Origin of the sequence: Helicobacter sp. 11S03491-1, assembly GCF_002272835.1 — a bacterium.
Lineage (GTDB): Bacteria > Campylobacterota > Campylobacteria > Campylobacterales > Helicobacteraceae > Helicobacter_J.
In genome coordinates, this window is record NZ_MLAO01000003.1 from 1 (window position 1) to 15,847 (window position 15,847).

A 15,847-nucleotide genomic window follows, 5' to 3' on the forward strand; every position below is an offset into this window, starting at 1 on the left:
ATACAAATCACTCAATTACAGACCCCAAGTCAATCAAACCCAAAAAGCAAGACCTAAAAATGTATTTAAACCTTATGAATCAATCCCATCCCCAAAGAGTGATAGTTTTTATCAGAATAATCATTATAAAAATTATGGAAAAGCACAAAGAACTGAGAGTAAAAAATCTAAAAATCAAAGACCTTTACCAACTCAAAATACAACTCCTCCCCTCCAAAAATCTAATAATGCTTGGCAAAGCATGAGACCCACCGTCAAATAAAAAACCACTCAATATCCATGGCGTATTTTTAGATACTAAATAACAACATCAAAATCAAATAATTCTGTACTTAAATATCTTTCTCCGGTATCACAAAGCATTGTTACAATATTTTTACTCGGAAATTGCTTAGCCAACTCTGTAGCTGCCCACAAATTAGCCCCTGAAGAAATACCCACTAAAATACCCTCAGTTCTGGCCACATCGCAAGTAAAATTATAAGCATCTTGAGTTTCAACTTGCAAAACCCCATCATATATTTTTGTGTCAAGAACTTTTGGGATAAAACCTGCTCCAATTCCTTGAATTTTATGTGGTCCGGGTTTCCCTCCTGAAAGCACAGGTGAAGCAACAGGTTCAACGGCATAAAGCTTTACTTCAGGATTTCTTTTTTTAAGCACTTCTCCCACTCCCATTAATGTCCCTCCTGTCCCAATACCTGCAACAAAAACATCTATTTCGCCATCTAATGCTTCAATAATCTCTTTGGCAGTAGTTCTACGATGAATATCAGGATTGTCAGGATTGTCAAATTGTTGTAAAACATAAGTATCCTCAATTTCTTCTGCAAGTTCAAGTGCCCTTTGGACAGCGCCACTCATACCTTTTTCAGGAGAAGTAAGCTCCAGGCATGCTCCAAACATCATTAGAAGCTTACGACGCTCTACGCTCATTGAGCTTGGCATAGTAATAATAAGTTTTATCCCTAAAGAAGCGCAAATTGAAGCCAAACCAATCCCTGTGTTCCCACTTGTAGCTTCAATTAGAATTGTGTCTTTGGTAATCCTTCCATCTTCTAAAGCCTTCAAAATCATATTTAATGCAATTCTGTCTTTTACAGATCCATTAGGATTCATAAATTCGCATTTTCCAAAGATATTAGCCCCATATCTTGCAGAGAGTTTTTGAAGTCTCAATAAAGGCGTATTGCCGATCATGTCTATTACAGATTGTACTACTTTCATGTTTTTACCTTTCGCTTAGTGGTCTTGTATTAAAATTTCTGATATTACTATTTTAGTCAAAAAAACCAAAAAATAGTGTTGGATTTTGATTATATAGCACATTTGTTCTAATTAAAGTAACAAAATCTACAGACACAAATTTTTATAACTTTTTGCTTTCAATTTCTAAAATATTAATAAAGCAATAAAATTAAACAATGAGAAATTATCGCTTTGTTTTTTCTTTAACCATTTGCACTAAAGAAATAGCATTTTCTCTGGGCAAATCAGGCAACATCCCATGACCGAGATTAAAGATATGACCTCCATTTTTACCCATTACTGACAAAATAGCATCAACTCCCTTTTCCATAGCAGAAATATCATACAAGCAAGAAGGTTCCAGATTTCCTTGCAAAACATATTTATCCCCTAAAAATTGTTTTGCCAATTCCATAGGAGTGCTCCAATCTACCCCAAATACATCAAATTCTCCATCAATCTTATCCAAATAACCTGCAATTCCTTTGGGAAAAAGAAGGACAGGAATCTGAGGAAAATTTTTTTTAACATAAGCAGCAATTTCTTTCATATAATTCCAACTAAATTCCAAATAAGCTTCTCTTTGAAGAGCGCTTGCCCAAGAATCAAACACCATCACAGCATTTACGCCGGATTTTATCTGCATATGAAGATAGCCCTTAAGTTCATTGGTAAGTTTTTGTAAAAGCGCATGCAAAAGCTTTGGATTGGTATAGAGCATTTTTTTACTGCGTGCATAAGTCTTGCTTCCTTCTCCTTCTATCATATAAGTTGCCAATGTCCAAGGAGAACCACAAAATCCTATCAAAGCCTTTTGTTTAGAAAGTTGTGAGCGCACCTGAGAAAGTGTATCATAAACATAAGTGAGGTTTTTATAACCTTCATCTTTGAGATTCTTAATATCTTCTTGAGTATTTATTGTTCGTCCAAACTTAGGACCTTCTCCGGCAAGAAACTCTAATGGCATCCCCATCTCAAGAGGGACAACCAAAATATCACTAAATACAATAGCCGCATCTACATCTAAAATATCTATAGGCTGGAGTGTTACTTGGGTCGCCAAATCCACATTATGACAAAGATCTAAAAAACTTCCGGCTTGTTTTCTGAGTTCTTTATATTCACTCAAATATCTGCCTGCTTGTCTCATCATCCATATTGGAGTATAAGGAGTCTGTTTCCTTTTACAAGCATCTATAAAAATCATCACTATCCTTTATGATACTAAAATTACCTAAAAGTATATAAAAATTTATTAGTTTTTCAAAGACTAAACCACTCGAAATTCTTCAGGGTGATCAAGGGCATAGCGAAACTTATCCATATCAATTTTTTTATCCCAAATAGATACTATCATGCAAGCTACAGAATTTCCACAAAGATTGCCAACCGCACGCATTTCACTCATAAACTTATCTACACCCAAGAGTGCAGCAACGCTAACTGCAGGAATAGTTCCCGGCCCCGTGCCCATTGCTTGGAGTGTTCCTGCCAAAACTATAAAACCCGATCCTGTAACCCCTACAGCTCCCTTTGAGGCAATCATCAAAATAATAATCATGCTAATGGTTTGCTCAAAACTTAAAGGAATGCCAAACGCCTGTGAAAGAAAAATAACGCTTAAAGTAAGATAAATATTCGTACAATCAAGATTAAAAGAATATCCTGTGGGGATCACTAACCCTACAGCCCCTTTATTAATCCCTGCAAGTTCCAGTTTTCTCATCAAGGGAGCAAGAGCTGTTTCTGATGAACTGGTTGCAAAAACAACCAAAACTTCTCTGGCAATAAAACGCATAAATTTAAAAATATTGACTTTTGCCAATGCGCAAATAATTCCCAATATTACAAAAATAAAGAATAAACAAGAAATCAACATAATGATAACTAAAAATGCCATATTAAATAATGTATCAAAACCAAACTTACCAATTAAGAATGCCATAGCTCCAAAGGCTGCTACAGGGCTATAATACATCAAAAATGTAAGGATTTTGAAGAAGAAATTTTGTAGCTTTTCAAGTGGAACAATAATTTTATTTTTAAGAGGTCTGCTAAAAAATGAAATGACAATCGCAACAACAATTGCCATAACCAGCACTTGAAGTGTGTTGCCATGAATAAAAGGAGTGATAGGATCACTAGGAATTGCATGTAAAAGTATGCCTTTAAATGACTCTACATTTTCAGTAGTATTAGAAGTATATTTACTCACTGAAGAAGCATCTAAAGCTGAGATATCCAGCCCCATTCCATGTCCGGGCCTAAATAACTCTCCAAATAACAAGCCAACTCCTAATGCCAAAGTGCTTACCACTTCAAAATAAATCACTGCCTTAATACCCAAACTACCCAAAGATTTTAAATTATCAAGCCCCATAATCCCATAAATAATAGTCAGGAATATAATGGGTCCAATCAACCATTTTAAAACTCTAATAAAAATATCAATAGTCCATGGCTTTGTTGCAATACCATATTCAGGGTAAAGCGCACCTAAAAAAATACCTCCAATAATTCCAATGATTACCCAAAAAGGCAGGCTTTTAACAAGCTTTTTTACAATAGTAGGGGGTGGGGCAGATAAATCGTGCGAATCGTGTAACATGAAATCCTCCTTAAGAATGAAATTGTAAATATCCTACTATATTCTCCGGTTTGTTAGATATAGAAATAGAGTTTTTTAGGATATTTTTTACAATCAGTAACTATTTTTTCTCAAAAAAATCACTCTTTAAAGTTCTCAAAAAAATACTTTTATTGGTTGTTTGAGAGTTCTTATGAAGTGTTTGATGGCAAGAAATACAATTATTGATTATCTTATGTGAAGAAGCAAGATTGGGATCATTGAGTTTATTTACATCATGACAAGCAAAGCAATCTTGCCCACAAACTTTTCCCATATCAATTTTTGCCATTTTTTCATCAGTATGGCAACTTTTACATTCAAGCATAGGAGAGTGTCTTATGTCATGTTGGTAATTTAACTTATAATGGCAACTCGCGCAATCACCACTACAAGCAAAGCAAATCTCCATGAAAATCATTATCCAAACAATGATTTTCATTTTAAATGCCAAAATCATAAAATGCGAAGCTAATCATAATAGCATACATGTTAAATTTAGCATGGTTATATTCTTTTGCTTGCGCACTCCTTACAATAGAAAACGGGATACCTGATCTTGCTTCTAAACTTATCCCGACACTTTGGGCAATATTGACAAAAATACCTATGGTTCCTACCATGGATTGGATATTATATTGACTGGAATCATTTGGCAAACTCAAATGTTGCAACTCATAACCTAAGGAAATTTTAGGTATTACCCATCCTTGCAATAATCTTAGACCAAAACTTGCCCCGGCTGAAAGATAATAAGTATCCCCTGCTCCGGCATCTAAATACCCTCCGGCCATTATCATTGATTTAGGACCCCCAACATAGCCTCTTTCAAGACCAAAATAGGCATTGTTCGAAGAAAAATCATAAGTATTTTGACCATTTTTAAGCGGGATACTCTTGGAATTGAGATTTTGATATACATAGCCTATTTTAAATGCCCCATAAGAATTTGTAGTTGCTTGAGTGGGGCTAAAAAAACTCTCATTTTTCTTTGGGGTATTTTCAATATTTGAAGCCTCATCTTGTGCAAATACCATTACATTACCTAAAATCAAAATCCATAAAAATATTTTTCGCATTTTCTTCCCTTGAAATAAAAACTATATTTTATAATTTTCTATTAAAATCTCCAATGCTTGGAAAAATTTTTCAAAATCATCAAGATCTAATCGTTCATTTAATGAATGTGGGGAAAGTATCGTAGGTCCAATAGAAAAGATTTTGACGTCTTTTTTACCCATTTTTTCAAATCTTTCTTGTAAAATCCCACATTCTAATCCCGCATGAATTTGACATATTTTTGGGCAATAAGGGCTAAAGGCATTTTTTATTCTCTTGAGAAATGCATCATTTTCTTTGATATTTCTTTCCCATGGTGAGTAATAATCATCAACGTTTATTTGAGGATTTTTGCAAATCTTTTTAGCAAGATTTTGCATCTCTAAAAGATTATTTTCTAATAAAATCTTTGTGTTAGAGCGTCCCATTAATGAAATTTTAATCTGCTCATTTTCTTGTTCAATCAAAGAAATATTAAGCGAATCTATTACTTCTGTTTTTTCCATGAATCTTACCCCACTCCTTGCTTCTAAAAGAAATTTAATGACTTGATTTTTGCAATAACATGGAGTTTGCATGGGGATTTTTTCAACTAAAAATTCATCACAACTTTCTAAAATTTCATTTGTATGGAAAATAACTTTTACATTAACGGGGATAGAATTAATCTTTTCTCCACCACAAAAAGCATAAATCCCGCCATCAATTGGAGCTAGCATACCAGCCAATCTCAAAATAGCATTTTTAATATTTTTGTGAATGTCTATCCCGCTATGCCCCCCACAAAATCCTCTTGAAGTGATGTTATAGGCATATAAATAAGAAGCTTTATCTAAAGGGATATCAAATATAATATTCATATCATATCCCCCTGCGCAACCCAAAACAATCTCGCCAAATTTTTCACTATCAAGATTAATAAGCTTATTGGAATGAATCCCTATTTCAAGTTCCTTAGCGCCAAGAAGTCCAACTTCTTCATTGTTGGTAAATAAAAATTCTAAATCTCTATATTTTTGCATCAAATAAAGCTGTATAGCTACCCCTATCCCATTATCAGCACCTAATGAAGAGTTTTTGGCTTTTAAAAAATTCCCCTCTGTATATAATTGTAATGGCATACCCTTGTCTGCTTGTCCTACGCCGACCATATCATAATGGGATTGAAAACAGAGTCGTGCTTGATCACAAAAAGCATAAATATTCTTAGCTTTATCACTTTGAATTTCATAATCGCAGCTTTTGGCAAATTCACAAATCCATTCAAATAACTCATGTGTATGAAAACTGGCATGAGGAATATGTGCAATCTCTTCAAAAATCTCTAAAACACTTTTCATCTATAGCTCCAATTTAGATTTTTTCTTGGAAAATTCTACTATCTTGCCATGAAATCGTGAGTAAATCTGCGCTAAAGTTATTTTTTTTGGATAAAGATCAAAAACTCTTTGTAAATTTTCTTGAATGCCTCTTTCAAACCATATTTGCAATTGTTCATAATCTTGTATGTCTATTCCAAGCGAACATAAAAATTTATAAGTATATTTATCAATAACCATCACCTCTCTACCACAAGCATAATTCAAGATGGCATCTGCGCTTTCCCTACCGATACCCTTTTGTCCAAGCAACCACTCCCTATCAACATTCATGACAAAATTACCAAAACTGCCAAAATCTTCTAAAATATTTTGACATAACAAAATAAGACGGATACTCTTTTGATTGAAAAACCCGCTTGATCCAATATGAGAAGCCAAGATTTCTTTTTGTATGCAAGCAATATTATTTAAAGATTTTTCATCATCACCATTCAATAAAGAATAATTTTTTAAAGATTTTAAAGATTTCTCAACATTCTCCCATTTGGTATTTTGTGTCAAGATTGCTCCAATCACAACCTCAAAACTCAAAGCATTTGGCCACCACCAAGCAGGGGAATTTTGGAGTAAACCAAGTTTTTTTAATGCAACTAAAATATCATAACTATCAAACATTTTTTAAATACCTTTTTAGATTTTCGAATACACTTTCCCAATTTTTAGCCTCTTGTTGGGCTAACCCAATAACTGACTCATACCAATCAGATTTGATATAACCGGTTTGCCCTAATTTTCCCCAACGCCAATCATATCTTTTATGCAAAAGCACAATAGTAGGGATATGGTAACTCCCTGCTAAATGAACAATCGCGGAATCCGCGCTGATAAGTAAATCAAGTTTTTTTAACTCTCTTAATGTATCTTTAAAATTCTTAATTTTAGGGGATAAATCAACAACCCCAAATTGATTACATAATCTTTCATCAATCCCCTCAATTTGTAGAGAATACACTTCAAATCCTTCTAAACATTCTAATAGCATTTTTATAGGGATTGACTTATCTTTAGAATACATAAAATCCGGATGGGAAGAAAAAAAGATGCCTATTTTTCTAATTTTTAGTGGAAGGATTTGAGAGGATTTTTGAGATAAACCTACCTCATGTATTCCTAGCGCATATGGTAATGAAGGTAGAGATATAGCAATATCATAAGGAGTAATTTTAGAAGGATTTTCCCTGACGCAAACTCCCCATTTCCAAGCAAACAATTCAAATAAAGGGGTTTGAGGAAGGATTTGTATATCTTTGGCTATCAAGCCCGGTTTATCCAAAAATCTTGCAAACATAATGCTATCCCCAAATCCTTGCTCATAATAAATAAGAATACTTTTATCTTTAAGCAAAATCTTATCGCTATCCGCATGAGAAATGTTAAGAGGAAGGACATTAGGCAATAAGAGTCGTTTTTGATAATAAATAAAGCCTTCTTTATATTCTCCTAAACTCAGCAACAAATAAGCATAATTAAGAGAAAAAACAGGATCATCTAAAAGAGCAATAGCTTTTTGATACATTATTTTTGATTCTTCATGCCTCAAGGCATACCTTAGAGTATTGGCATAATTGAAGTAAAAATAGGCATCTTTGGAATGGGATATTTTCAAGGATTCATAAATCTCAAGCGCTTTTTCTTCTTGAAAATGAGCATTATAGGCATAAGCAAGATTAATTTTAGCATCTTCATGTCCAAGATTAGAGGCTTTTTGAAATTCTTGTATTGCAGACTTAAAATCTGAAATTTTTAAAAATTGATTCCCCAGATTATACATTGCTTCAAGATCATCAGGACAAATATCCAAAACAATTTTGTAATGCTTGATAGCTTGATTAACATCTTCCAAATCGCTATATGCCCTTGCCAAATTAAAATGCAAATGAATAAAATCACTAGGCAAAAAAGAGGACAAAATCTCTATAGTTTTTTGAGGTTGATGATTCTGACGATACATTTCTCCTAATCCTACCCATCCGGACAGATCATCAGGACAAATATTTAGGGCATGCTCTAAATATTCAATTCCCTTGAGTATTTTCCCTAGAGCAAACAAAGCAAAAGCGCATAATTTCCATGTTTCAAAATCAGAAGAATTTTGGGTCAAAATTTTAGTGCAAAAAATAATACATTCTTGATATTCTTGATGTTGGTAAGCAGCTATAGCAGCAGAAAAGTGATTATTCATAGAATAGCCCTCTTTAAGAGGGCTTAAAATTAGCTAAGAAGTCTTAAAATATTTTGTTGGACAGCATTTGCTTGACTCATAGCATAGCTTCCGGATTGAGCAAGAATACTGTATTTGTTAAAATCAGCAGATTCAGCAGCAAAATCAACATCTCGAATTTGAGATTCAGCAGCCTTAACATTTACTTGAGTAATAGTAATATTATTAACGGTGCTAACTAATTGATTTTGAACAGAACCTAGATCCGCACGAACTTTATCAAGCATTTTTTGAGCAGATTCAGCAATATCCATTACGACCATTGCTCCTTTTAGAGTTGTAACACCTGCACCCAAGCTAGCATTACCGCTTGCAATAACAGCATTATAGTTTGCGCCTGAAGCTGATTTTACAGTGGAGTTAAAAGTCCCTGTTACATCTCTCAGATTGACAGTTGTTTGAGCAATTTGTGTAGATCCAAAACCAATCGCAGAAAAACCTCCGGTTTTAGAATCAGCAGAAGATAAAACCATAATATCTCTAGCATCTAATCGATTTAAAGACAATCTGCCAAAGTTTGTAGAACCTATATCTGTAGCAGTATTTTGACCATTATTAACAGTCGTAATAGCAGCAGGAGGTGTTGTGCCATCTGCACCGGCAACAGGAGCAGTTGTTTTAAAACTGATTCCTCTGCCATCTACACTTCTAAGATTCAATCTACCATTTGAATCTGTAAATGCTTCAACGCCTGTTTCTGATGTAACAGAGTTAAATGCAGCAATCAATCTTCCGTCGCTATCATTTTTCTTAATACCTACAACATCACCCAAATTAATACCATTGATAACCACACCTGCCAAAATTCCTGAAGCAATTGCTTGATCAGAAGTTGTAATAACATTAGCTGTTGCGCGGATACCTGTTTGTGTTGCGCTCTTATTAATAACTTCTGCTAATGCCCCAATACCTGTACCTGCAGAAGTAGAAATTTTTACAGATTCTAACTTTACATTATTGACACCATCGACTTGTTTAAATGTAACGCTTATATCTCCGGAAGCAGTTATCAACGCACCTGTTGCAATTCTAACTTGTCCTATTTTATCAGAGGTTGTAGAACCAATAGAAGCTTTAATACTCTGGTTAGAATAAGCACCAACTTGGAATTCTTTGTTGGTAAATTGACCTGAAAGCAGTGCTTGGCCATTATAAGAAGTTGTATTACCAATATTATCCAACCCTTGAATTAAACGGATAATATCTGATTGAATCGCCTTCCTTGATTCAGTTGTTTGACCGTCTTGAGCTGCTTGAGTTGCTTTTACTTTAATAGTATCAAGAATTTTAAGTTGCTCATCCATTGCTTTATCTGCAATCTGAAGAATCCCTGTAGCATCATTAGTATTTTGAATTGCTTGCCCTAAAGCACTCGCTTGAGATCTTAAGCTATCAGCAATAATCATACCTGAAGCATCATCAGCTGCTTTGTTAATCCGAAGACCTGAGCTTAATTTTTCAAGAGAATTTTTAAGGTTTGACTGTGTAAGAACAGATTGTGCATGCGCATTTAACGCATTAATATTTGTATTGACCTGGAAAGCCATTTTATAACTCCTTGTTGATTTATCCAAAGCATCCTTGCTTGGTTAAAAGTTATATCGACTATTTTGAAAACACTTTAATACTTAATCTCTATAAATTTTAATTCTTGTTTCATTTTTATATTAAAATTATCAACCTGGAATTTATATGATAAAATATTATTTATTAATAAATAAAATACTTATTTTAACTATTAATTATGAACCCAAAATTAGAGAAATTATTAAAGAGATTTAAAGGAATAAGAATTGAAAATATATGATGCTATTATTATTGGTTCAGGGCTTGGAGGGTTATCATGTGGCGCTACGCTTGCTAAAGCAGGCAAAAAAGTTCTTGTACTGGAACAACACTCCCTTGCCGGAGGATGCGCAACTTGTTTTGAACGAAAAGGAATGAAGGTAGATGCCGGATTGCATGAGCTTGATTGGGGAAGTCCCAAAACAGATATGAAACATCTTATCTTTCAAAAATTAGGATTGAATGAACTCATAGAGATTATAAAACTTCCAAATGCTTGGAGTATTAAAACTCAAACCAAAGACATCACGATCCCCCATGGAATCAATCATGTCAAAAGCTTCTTAAAATCTGAATTTCCGGAAGAATCCAAGGGCATTGATAAGTATTTTAAAAAAATAAAATTTCAAGCTTTTTTAGTGCGAAGATTCCCTGATGATATGAATTTAATAGATTTCTTTTTTGCCCCTTTGACAACCTTAGTATTTCTCTTTAAAAATATGCTTTTGAATAAATCTGTAGGAGATATTCTGGATAAATATATTCAAAATAATCGCCTTAAAAGAATCCTTAATATCAATATTTCTTATTATCATCATGATCCTTATAAACTTATATGGAGTTTTCATGCTATCCCTCAAAAACATTATTACCAACAAGGTGTCTATATCAAAGGAGGCTCTCAAAGTCTCTCTGATGCTCTAAGCAATATTATCACACAATCAGGAGGTGAGGTAAGAACAAATTGTGATGTCCATACTATTTTGACAGAAAATAACAATGCCTCAGGCGTAGTTTATACAGATAAAAAAATCAAAGAGAATATTACACTCAGAGCTCCAAAAATTATTGCTAATTGTGATCCATCAATAGTTTATAAATCCTTATTGGACAAAACTATTGACACTACTTTAGATACAAAAATTACCGAAAACTTCTCTCTTAGTACCTCTTTGGTCTCTATTTATTTAATCTTTGATAAAAATATTTCTGAACTTTATCCCAATATGAATTATAATACATTTATCACAGATGATGAGACCCTTGATGCTTCATTCAAAGATTCAAAAATAATAGATACTCCAATAGAAAGTCGCGCTTTAGCATTTGTTAATTATTCCAAAATTGATAATGGACTCAGCAACAGAAAAGATAGACATCTTGGTGTTTTAGCGCTTTATAGCAATTTTGAAGAATGGGATAAGTTAGACAAATGGGAATATAAAGAAAAAAAAGATTGGCTTTTAAGTGAGGCTTTAAAGCGCCTTGAAAATGCATTTCCGGGTATCAATACTCATTGCATTCACGCAGAACTTGCTACACCCAAAACCATAGCGCGTTATACCAAAACAAGAAAAGGCGTGCCATATGGTTATGATCAAGACAAAGAAGGTTTTATGGGGAGAGAAAGATTTGCTTCAAAAAGTATTAAGAATCTTTATTTTGCAAGCAGCTTTGGATTTCCCGGTGGAGGCTTTACCGGATCTATAATAGGAGGCTATAGAACTGCCAAAAAAATTCTTGATCCTTATATATATCTCAAAAAAATTTCTTTAATTGCCGGAATTGGCACAAGTATTGGAATTTTTGTTGCTTTTATATTTTAAAGTTTTTGAATAATTAGGGTTATTCGCCAAAGGCACCATAACCCATCAATTTTTCATAACGTTTTTGAATAAAATTAGAATTTTTTCTAATCGCTTCTAAACTATTCAAAAAATATTCCTTAATAGAGTTAGCAGCACAAATTCTATCACGATGAGCACCTCTACTTGGTTCTAAAATAATATCATCAATTAAATTAGCTTTTTTAAGTTCATTCGGTGTAATTTTCATTGCTTTGGTCGCTGATTCTATTTTGGTAGGATCATTCCACAAAATTGCCGCACAACCCTCCGGAGAAATAACACTAAAAATTGAATACTGCATCATTGCAAGTTTATCAGCCACTGCTATAGCCAATGCCCCACCACTTCCACCTTCACCAATTACAACTGAAATAGTGGGGGTTTTAAGGGCTGCAAAATCTTGAAGATTTTTTGCAATCGCTTCACTCTGTCCTCTTTCTTCTGCCCCTAACCCCGGATAAGCACCTGCAGTATCTACAAGCATCAAAATAGGAATATTAAACTTTTCTGCAAACTTTGCTGCCTTAAGAGCCTTTCGGTAACCTTCCGGATTAGGCATACCAAAATTTCGCATTAACTTGTTTTTGGTCCCTCTACCCTTTTCTTCACCAATAATAAGTGTAGTTTGATCTTCTATTTTCCCCAAAAAACAAACAATAGCCTTATCATCGCTAAAATGCCTATCTCCTGAAATTTCATACCCATCTTTTAAAATCAAATCAATATAATCTAACGCATAGGGTCTGTCAGGATGTCGAGCCAGTTGCAATTTTTGATAATCATTCATGTTTGAATAAACCAAACGTACCTCTTTTTCAAGATCGATTTCCAGAATATCCTTAGCTGCACTATCTCCCCTAATTGTAGCCATTTCTATTTCATCTTGAATACTTTTAATACGCTGTTCAAAATCCAAATAAGTAGCCATTTATTTTCTCAAGATTATAGTTTTTTAAAAACTACCACACCATTTGTGCCACCAAAGCCAAACGAATTACTCATAACCACATTCACTTTGGCATCTCTTGGGACATTAGGAATATAATCCAGATCACATTCAGGATCCGGGTTTTCTTGATTGATAGTAGGGGGCAATATCCCTTCATTCATCGCCATGATTGAAATAACTGCTTCCAGTGCGCCTGCTGCTCCCAGACAATGTCCAATTTGACCTTTTGTAGAGCTTATAGGGGGGACATTTTCTTTGCCACCAAAAACATTTCTAATAGCCATTGTTTCAAATAAATCATTATAGCCTGTGCTTGTACCATGCGCATTGATATAGTCCGGCTTGATATTTGCCATATTCAATGCAGCCTTCATCGCCCGATAAGCACCTTCTCCTTCAGGAGCAGGGGTTGTCATGTGATTAGCATCGCCACTTTCTCCAAAACCTACTAATTCAGCATAAATTTTTGCACCCCTCGATTTGGCTGCCTCATATTCTTCTAATACTAAAGCACCTGATCCTTCGCCCATAACAAACCCGTCTCTATCTTTATCAAACGGACGAGAAGCGCGCGAAGGATCGTCATTTCTGCTACTCAACGCCTTCATCGCAGCAAAACCACCAATCCCTACAGGACAAATAGTTGATTCAGATCCTACCACAAGCATTCTATCTGCACCATTAAGCATAATCGTCTTAACAGCTTCTATAATCGCATGTGTCCCGGCAGCGCATGCCGTAACACTTGAAAGATTAGGACCTTTAATGCCAAACTCAATAGAAGTAAAACCTCCCAACATATTCACAAGAGCAGAAGGAATGAAAAATGGAGTTATTTTTCTGGGACCTTTTTCAAAGCAAGCAATGGAGTTTTTTTCTATATTGATTAACCCTCCTATGCCTGCTGCTGAACTCACTCCAAATCTATCGCAAATAGCCTCATTGCATTTCCCATTACTTTCAAGCAACCCGCTATCAAGCATAGCTTCTTTGGTTGATTTCAAAGCAAGCTGGATAAAGCGATCTGCTTTTTTTACTTCTTTTGGGTTCATTACCTCATTGGGATCAAAATCTGCTATTTCCGCAGCAATCTGTACAGGAAAGTCATTTGCATCAAAGCAGGTAATTCTTCTAACCCCACATTTTCCATCCACAATAGACTTGAAAGAATCTCCCTTATTTAACCCCAATGAATTTATCATTCCTAAACCAGTTACGACGACTCGACGCACTTGCACTCCTTAAGATAAAATCAAAAAAGCCTCCTTTGATGAGGGAAGCTAGTTATTTTTTGTTCTCTTCAACAAACTTGACAACATCACCAACTGTTGTAATTTTTTCAGCTTGTTCATCTGGTATTTCAATACCAAATTTTTCTTCTAATGCCATTACAAGCTCAACTACATCTAATGAATCTGCTCCTAAATCTTTTACAAATTCAGCCTCTAAAGTTACTTGTTCGACACCTACGTTTAATTGTTCAGCTACTAGAGATTGCACCTCTTCAAATAAAGCCATTTTTTCTCCTTGGTATTTTCTTATAATTTGTAATTCTAACAAAGTTTTGATAAAAACAAAACTTAAAAACAAAAATTCTCTTTGATTCTAGAGAATTTACATATATAACCCGCCATTTACTTTTAAAACTTCACCTGTAATGTAGCTTGAATAATCACTTAATAGAAATGCTACTGAATGGGCAATCTCCTTAGCATCTCCCAACCGCCCTAAGGGAATATTTTTAATATAGTTTTCTCTCACATCATCTTTTAGGACACTTGTCATGTCTGTTTGGATAAAACCCGGAGTGATGCAATTAAATCTTATATTTCTGGAAGATCCTTCATAAGCAAATGATTTGCTCATTGCAATCATTCCCCCCTTGCTTGCAGCATAATTTGTCTGCCCGGCATTACCGCGCTCTCCAACAATTGAAGCAATATTAACCACACTTCCAAATCTCTGCTTACTCATCAATTTAAGGGCTTCACGACAACCTATAAAAGTAGATTTTAAATTAGCATCTAAAACTTCCATGAACTCCTCTGTCTTCATTCGCATAGCCAATTTATCATGAGTAATCCCAGCGTTATTTACCAAATAAGACAATTCATTATCTGAATCTAAAATAACTTTAATACCGGCAATAAAAGCTTCTTCATCTGTTGCATCAAACTGAATGAGGGCTGCTTTGCCCCCACTTTGTTCAATTTCTTCTTTAAGTTTATCGGCTATTTCGGGCTTGCTTCTATAATTGATCCAAACTTTAAGCCCAAATCCCGCCAATACTCTGGCAATTTCAGCACCTATGCTTCTAGAAGCGCCTGTTATGAGAACATTTTTACCACTAAATTTCATTATAATATCTCCTAGATTTTAATCACATGAAATATTAACCAAAAAATATTTAGGTTCTGATAAAACTTGAATTGTTTTGAAGAAAAATTATTTGTAGGTATCAGCCAAAGGGCTGATAAAATTGATTATAATCTAGACTCATAACGTCTAAGCATATAAAGTCGTTTAAGCATTTTTTTCTTTGCATTAATTTTTTGCTTTTTGCGTTTCTCTGTCTTTGACTCAAAGAATCTTCTGGCTCGACACTCAGTTACAACTAAATTCCGATCTGTTTGTTTCTTAAACTTTCGATACGCTTCGTCAAAAGACTCATTTTCTCTGACTTTAATACCGGGCATTCCAATCACCACTTTCTTTTTAAAAATATTGAAGCTACAAACTCCGGGAAGAATTATAATCCAAAAAGTATAAATTTAATATAAATCCAATCAACTTTCTGATAAAATAGCACCTTTATGTGCCCATAGCTCAGCTGAATAGAGCAACAGGTTGCGGTCCTGTAGGTCGGGGGTTTGAATCCCTCTGGGCATACCATGAGAGACATAAAATAATCTACTCTTCTCAGATTCTTTTTGTAATCAAAAAATTAGA

Annotated in this window: 16 protein-coding genes and 1 tRNA gene; 3 read left to right on the top strand and 14 right to left on the bottom strand. The window is 34.4% G+C overall.

The genetic code is table 11. The annotated features are described in order from the left end of the window. On the top strand, positions 1 to 262 hold a 262-nt coding region (locus tag BKH45_RS08800; protein ID WP_180675595.1), incomplete at its 5' end, for a hypothetical protein. Between the two features lie 35 nt (positions 263 to 297). On the opposite strand, the gene cysK is transcribed toward BKH45_RS08800, so the two are convergent. From cysK to BKH45_RS02285, 9 genes are all read right to left on the bottom strand, one after another. Then, positions 298 to 1,227, bottom strand: coding sequence for a cysteine synthase A (gene cysK, locus BKH45_RS02245; protein ID WP_095273851.1), 930 nt, complete (start codon positions 1,225 to 1,227; stop codon positions 298 to 300). Positions 1,228 to 1,432: 205 nt separating this feature from the next. Next, positions 1,433 to 2,455, bottom strand: a complete 1,023-nt coding sequence (gene hemE, locus BKH45_RS02250) for a uroporphyrinogen decarboxylase (protein WP_095273852.1) — start codon at positions 2,453 to 2,455, stop codon at positions 1,433 to 1,435. A 63-nt stretch (positions 2,456 to 2,518) separates the two neighbouring features. Then, positions 2,519 to 3,856, bottom strand: a complete 1,338-nt coding sequence (locus BKH45_RS02255) for a cation:dicarboxylase symporter family transporter (protein WP_095273853.1) — start codon at positions 3,854 to 3,856, stop codon at positions 2,519 to 2,521. 100 nt (positions 3,857 to 3,956) lie between these two features. After that, a complete protein-coding gene (locus BKH45_RS02260; RefSeq protein ID WP_257874478.1) occupies positions 3,957 to 4,316 on the bottom strand; it encodes a hypothetical protein in 360 nt (119 codons plus the stop codon). Between the two features lies 1 nt (position 4,317). Further along, a complete protein-coding gene (locus BKH45_RS02265) occupies positions 4,318 to 4,953 on the bottom strand; it encodes a hypothetical protein (RefSeq protein ID WP_095273855.1) in 636 nt (211 codons plus the stop codon). Positions 4,954 to 4,974: 21 nt separating this feature from the next. After that, positions 4,975 to 6,273, bottom strand: a complete 1,299-nt coding sequence (locus BKH45_RS02270) for a M28 family peptidase (protein ID WP_095273856.1) — start codon at positions 6,271 to 6,273, stop codon at positions 4,975 to 4,977. Beyond that, positions 6,274 to 6,930 (bottom strand): 3-methyladenine DNA glycosylase, encoded by a 657-nt coding sequence (locus tag BKH45_RS02275; protein WP_095273857.1) that lies wholly within the window; start codon positions 6,928 to 6,930, stop codon positions 6,274 to 6,276. Continuing rightward, positions 6,923 to 8,497 (bottom strand): tetratricopeptide repeat-containing glycosyltransferase family protein, encoded by a 1,575-nt coding sequence (locus BKH45_RS02280; protein WP_095273858.1) that lies wholly within the window; start codon positions 8,495 to 8,497, stop codon positions 6,923 to 6,925. Before BKH45_RS02280 ends, BKH45_RS02275 begins: the two co-directional genes overlap by 8 nt. Before the next feature lie 29 nt (positions 8,498 to 8,526). Beyond that, positions 8,527 to 10,083, bottom strand: coding sequence for a flagellin A (locus BKH45_RS02285; protein ID WP_095273859.1), 1,557 nt, complete (start codon positions 10,081 to 10,083; stop codon positions 8,527 to 8,529). A 246-nt stretch (positions 10,084 to 10,329) separates the two neighbouring features. Here BKH45_RS02285 and BKH45_RS02290 point away from each other — a divergent pair, with 246 nt between their 5' ends. Next, entirely contained in the window at positions 10,330 to 11,928 is a 1,599-nt protein-coding gene (locus BKH45_RS02290) for an NAD(P)/FAD-dependent oxidoreductase (RefSeq protein ID WP_095273860.1), read from the top strand. Positions 11,929 to 11,947: 19 nt separating this feature from the next. Here BKH45_RS02290 and accA read toward each other — a convergent pair whose 3' ends face one another. The 5 genes from accA to rpsU all read right to left on the bottom strand — a co-directional run bounded on the left by accA (position 11,948) and on the right by rpsU (position 15,594). Next, positions 11,948 to 12,877, bottom strand: a complete 930-nt coding sequence (gene accA, locus BKH45_RS02295; RefSeq protein WP_095273861.1) for an acetyl-CoA carboxylase carboxyl transferase subunit alpha — start codon at positions 12,875 to 12,877, stop codon at positions 11,948 to 11,950. Positions 12,878 to 12,891: 14 nt separating this feature from the next. After that, positions 12,892 to 14,130 carry a beta-ketoacyl-ACP synthase II gene (locus BKH45_RS02300; RefSeq protein WP_095273862.1) on the bottom strand — a complete coding sequence of 413 codons (1,239 nt, stop codon included), beginning with the start codon at positions 14,128 to 14,130 and terminating at the stop codon, positions 12,892 to 12,894. Between the two features lie 52 nt (positions 14,131 to 14,182). After that, positions 14,183 to 14,416 carry an acyl carrier protein gene (gene acpP / locus BKH45_RS02305; RefSeq protein ID WP_095274036.1) on the bottom strand — a complete coding sequence of 78 codons (234 nt, stop codon included), beginning with the start codon at positions 14,414 to 14,416 and terminating at the stop codon, positions 14,183 to 14,185. A gap of 96 nt (positions 14,417 to 14,512) precedes the next feature. Then, positions 14,513 to 15,256 carry a 3-oxoacyl-ACP reductase FabG gene (fabG, locus tag BKH45_RS02310; protein ID WP_095273863.1) on the bottom strand — a complete coding sequence of 248 codons (744 nt, stop codon included), beginning with the start codon at positions 15,254 to 15,256 and terminating at the stop codon, positions 14,513 to 14,515. A 125-nt stretch (positions 15,257 to 15,381) separates the two neighbouring features. Further along, positions 15,382 to 15,594 carry a 30S ribosomal protein S21 gene (gene rpsU / locus BKH45_RS02315; RefSeq protein WP_095274037.1) on the bottom strand — a complete coding sequence of 71 codons (213 nt, stop codon included), beginning with the start codon at positions 15,592 to 15,594 and terminating at the stop codon, positions 15,382 to 15,384. A 119-nt stretch (positions 15,595 to 15,713) separates the two neighbouring features. Between rpsU and BKH45_RS02320 the strand changes: the two genes are divergently transcribed. Then, positions 15,714 to 15,790: transfer RNA gene (locus BKH45_RS02320), tRNA-Arg, on the top strand. Positions 15,791 to 15,847: the final 57 nt, after the last annotated feature.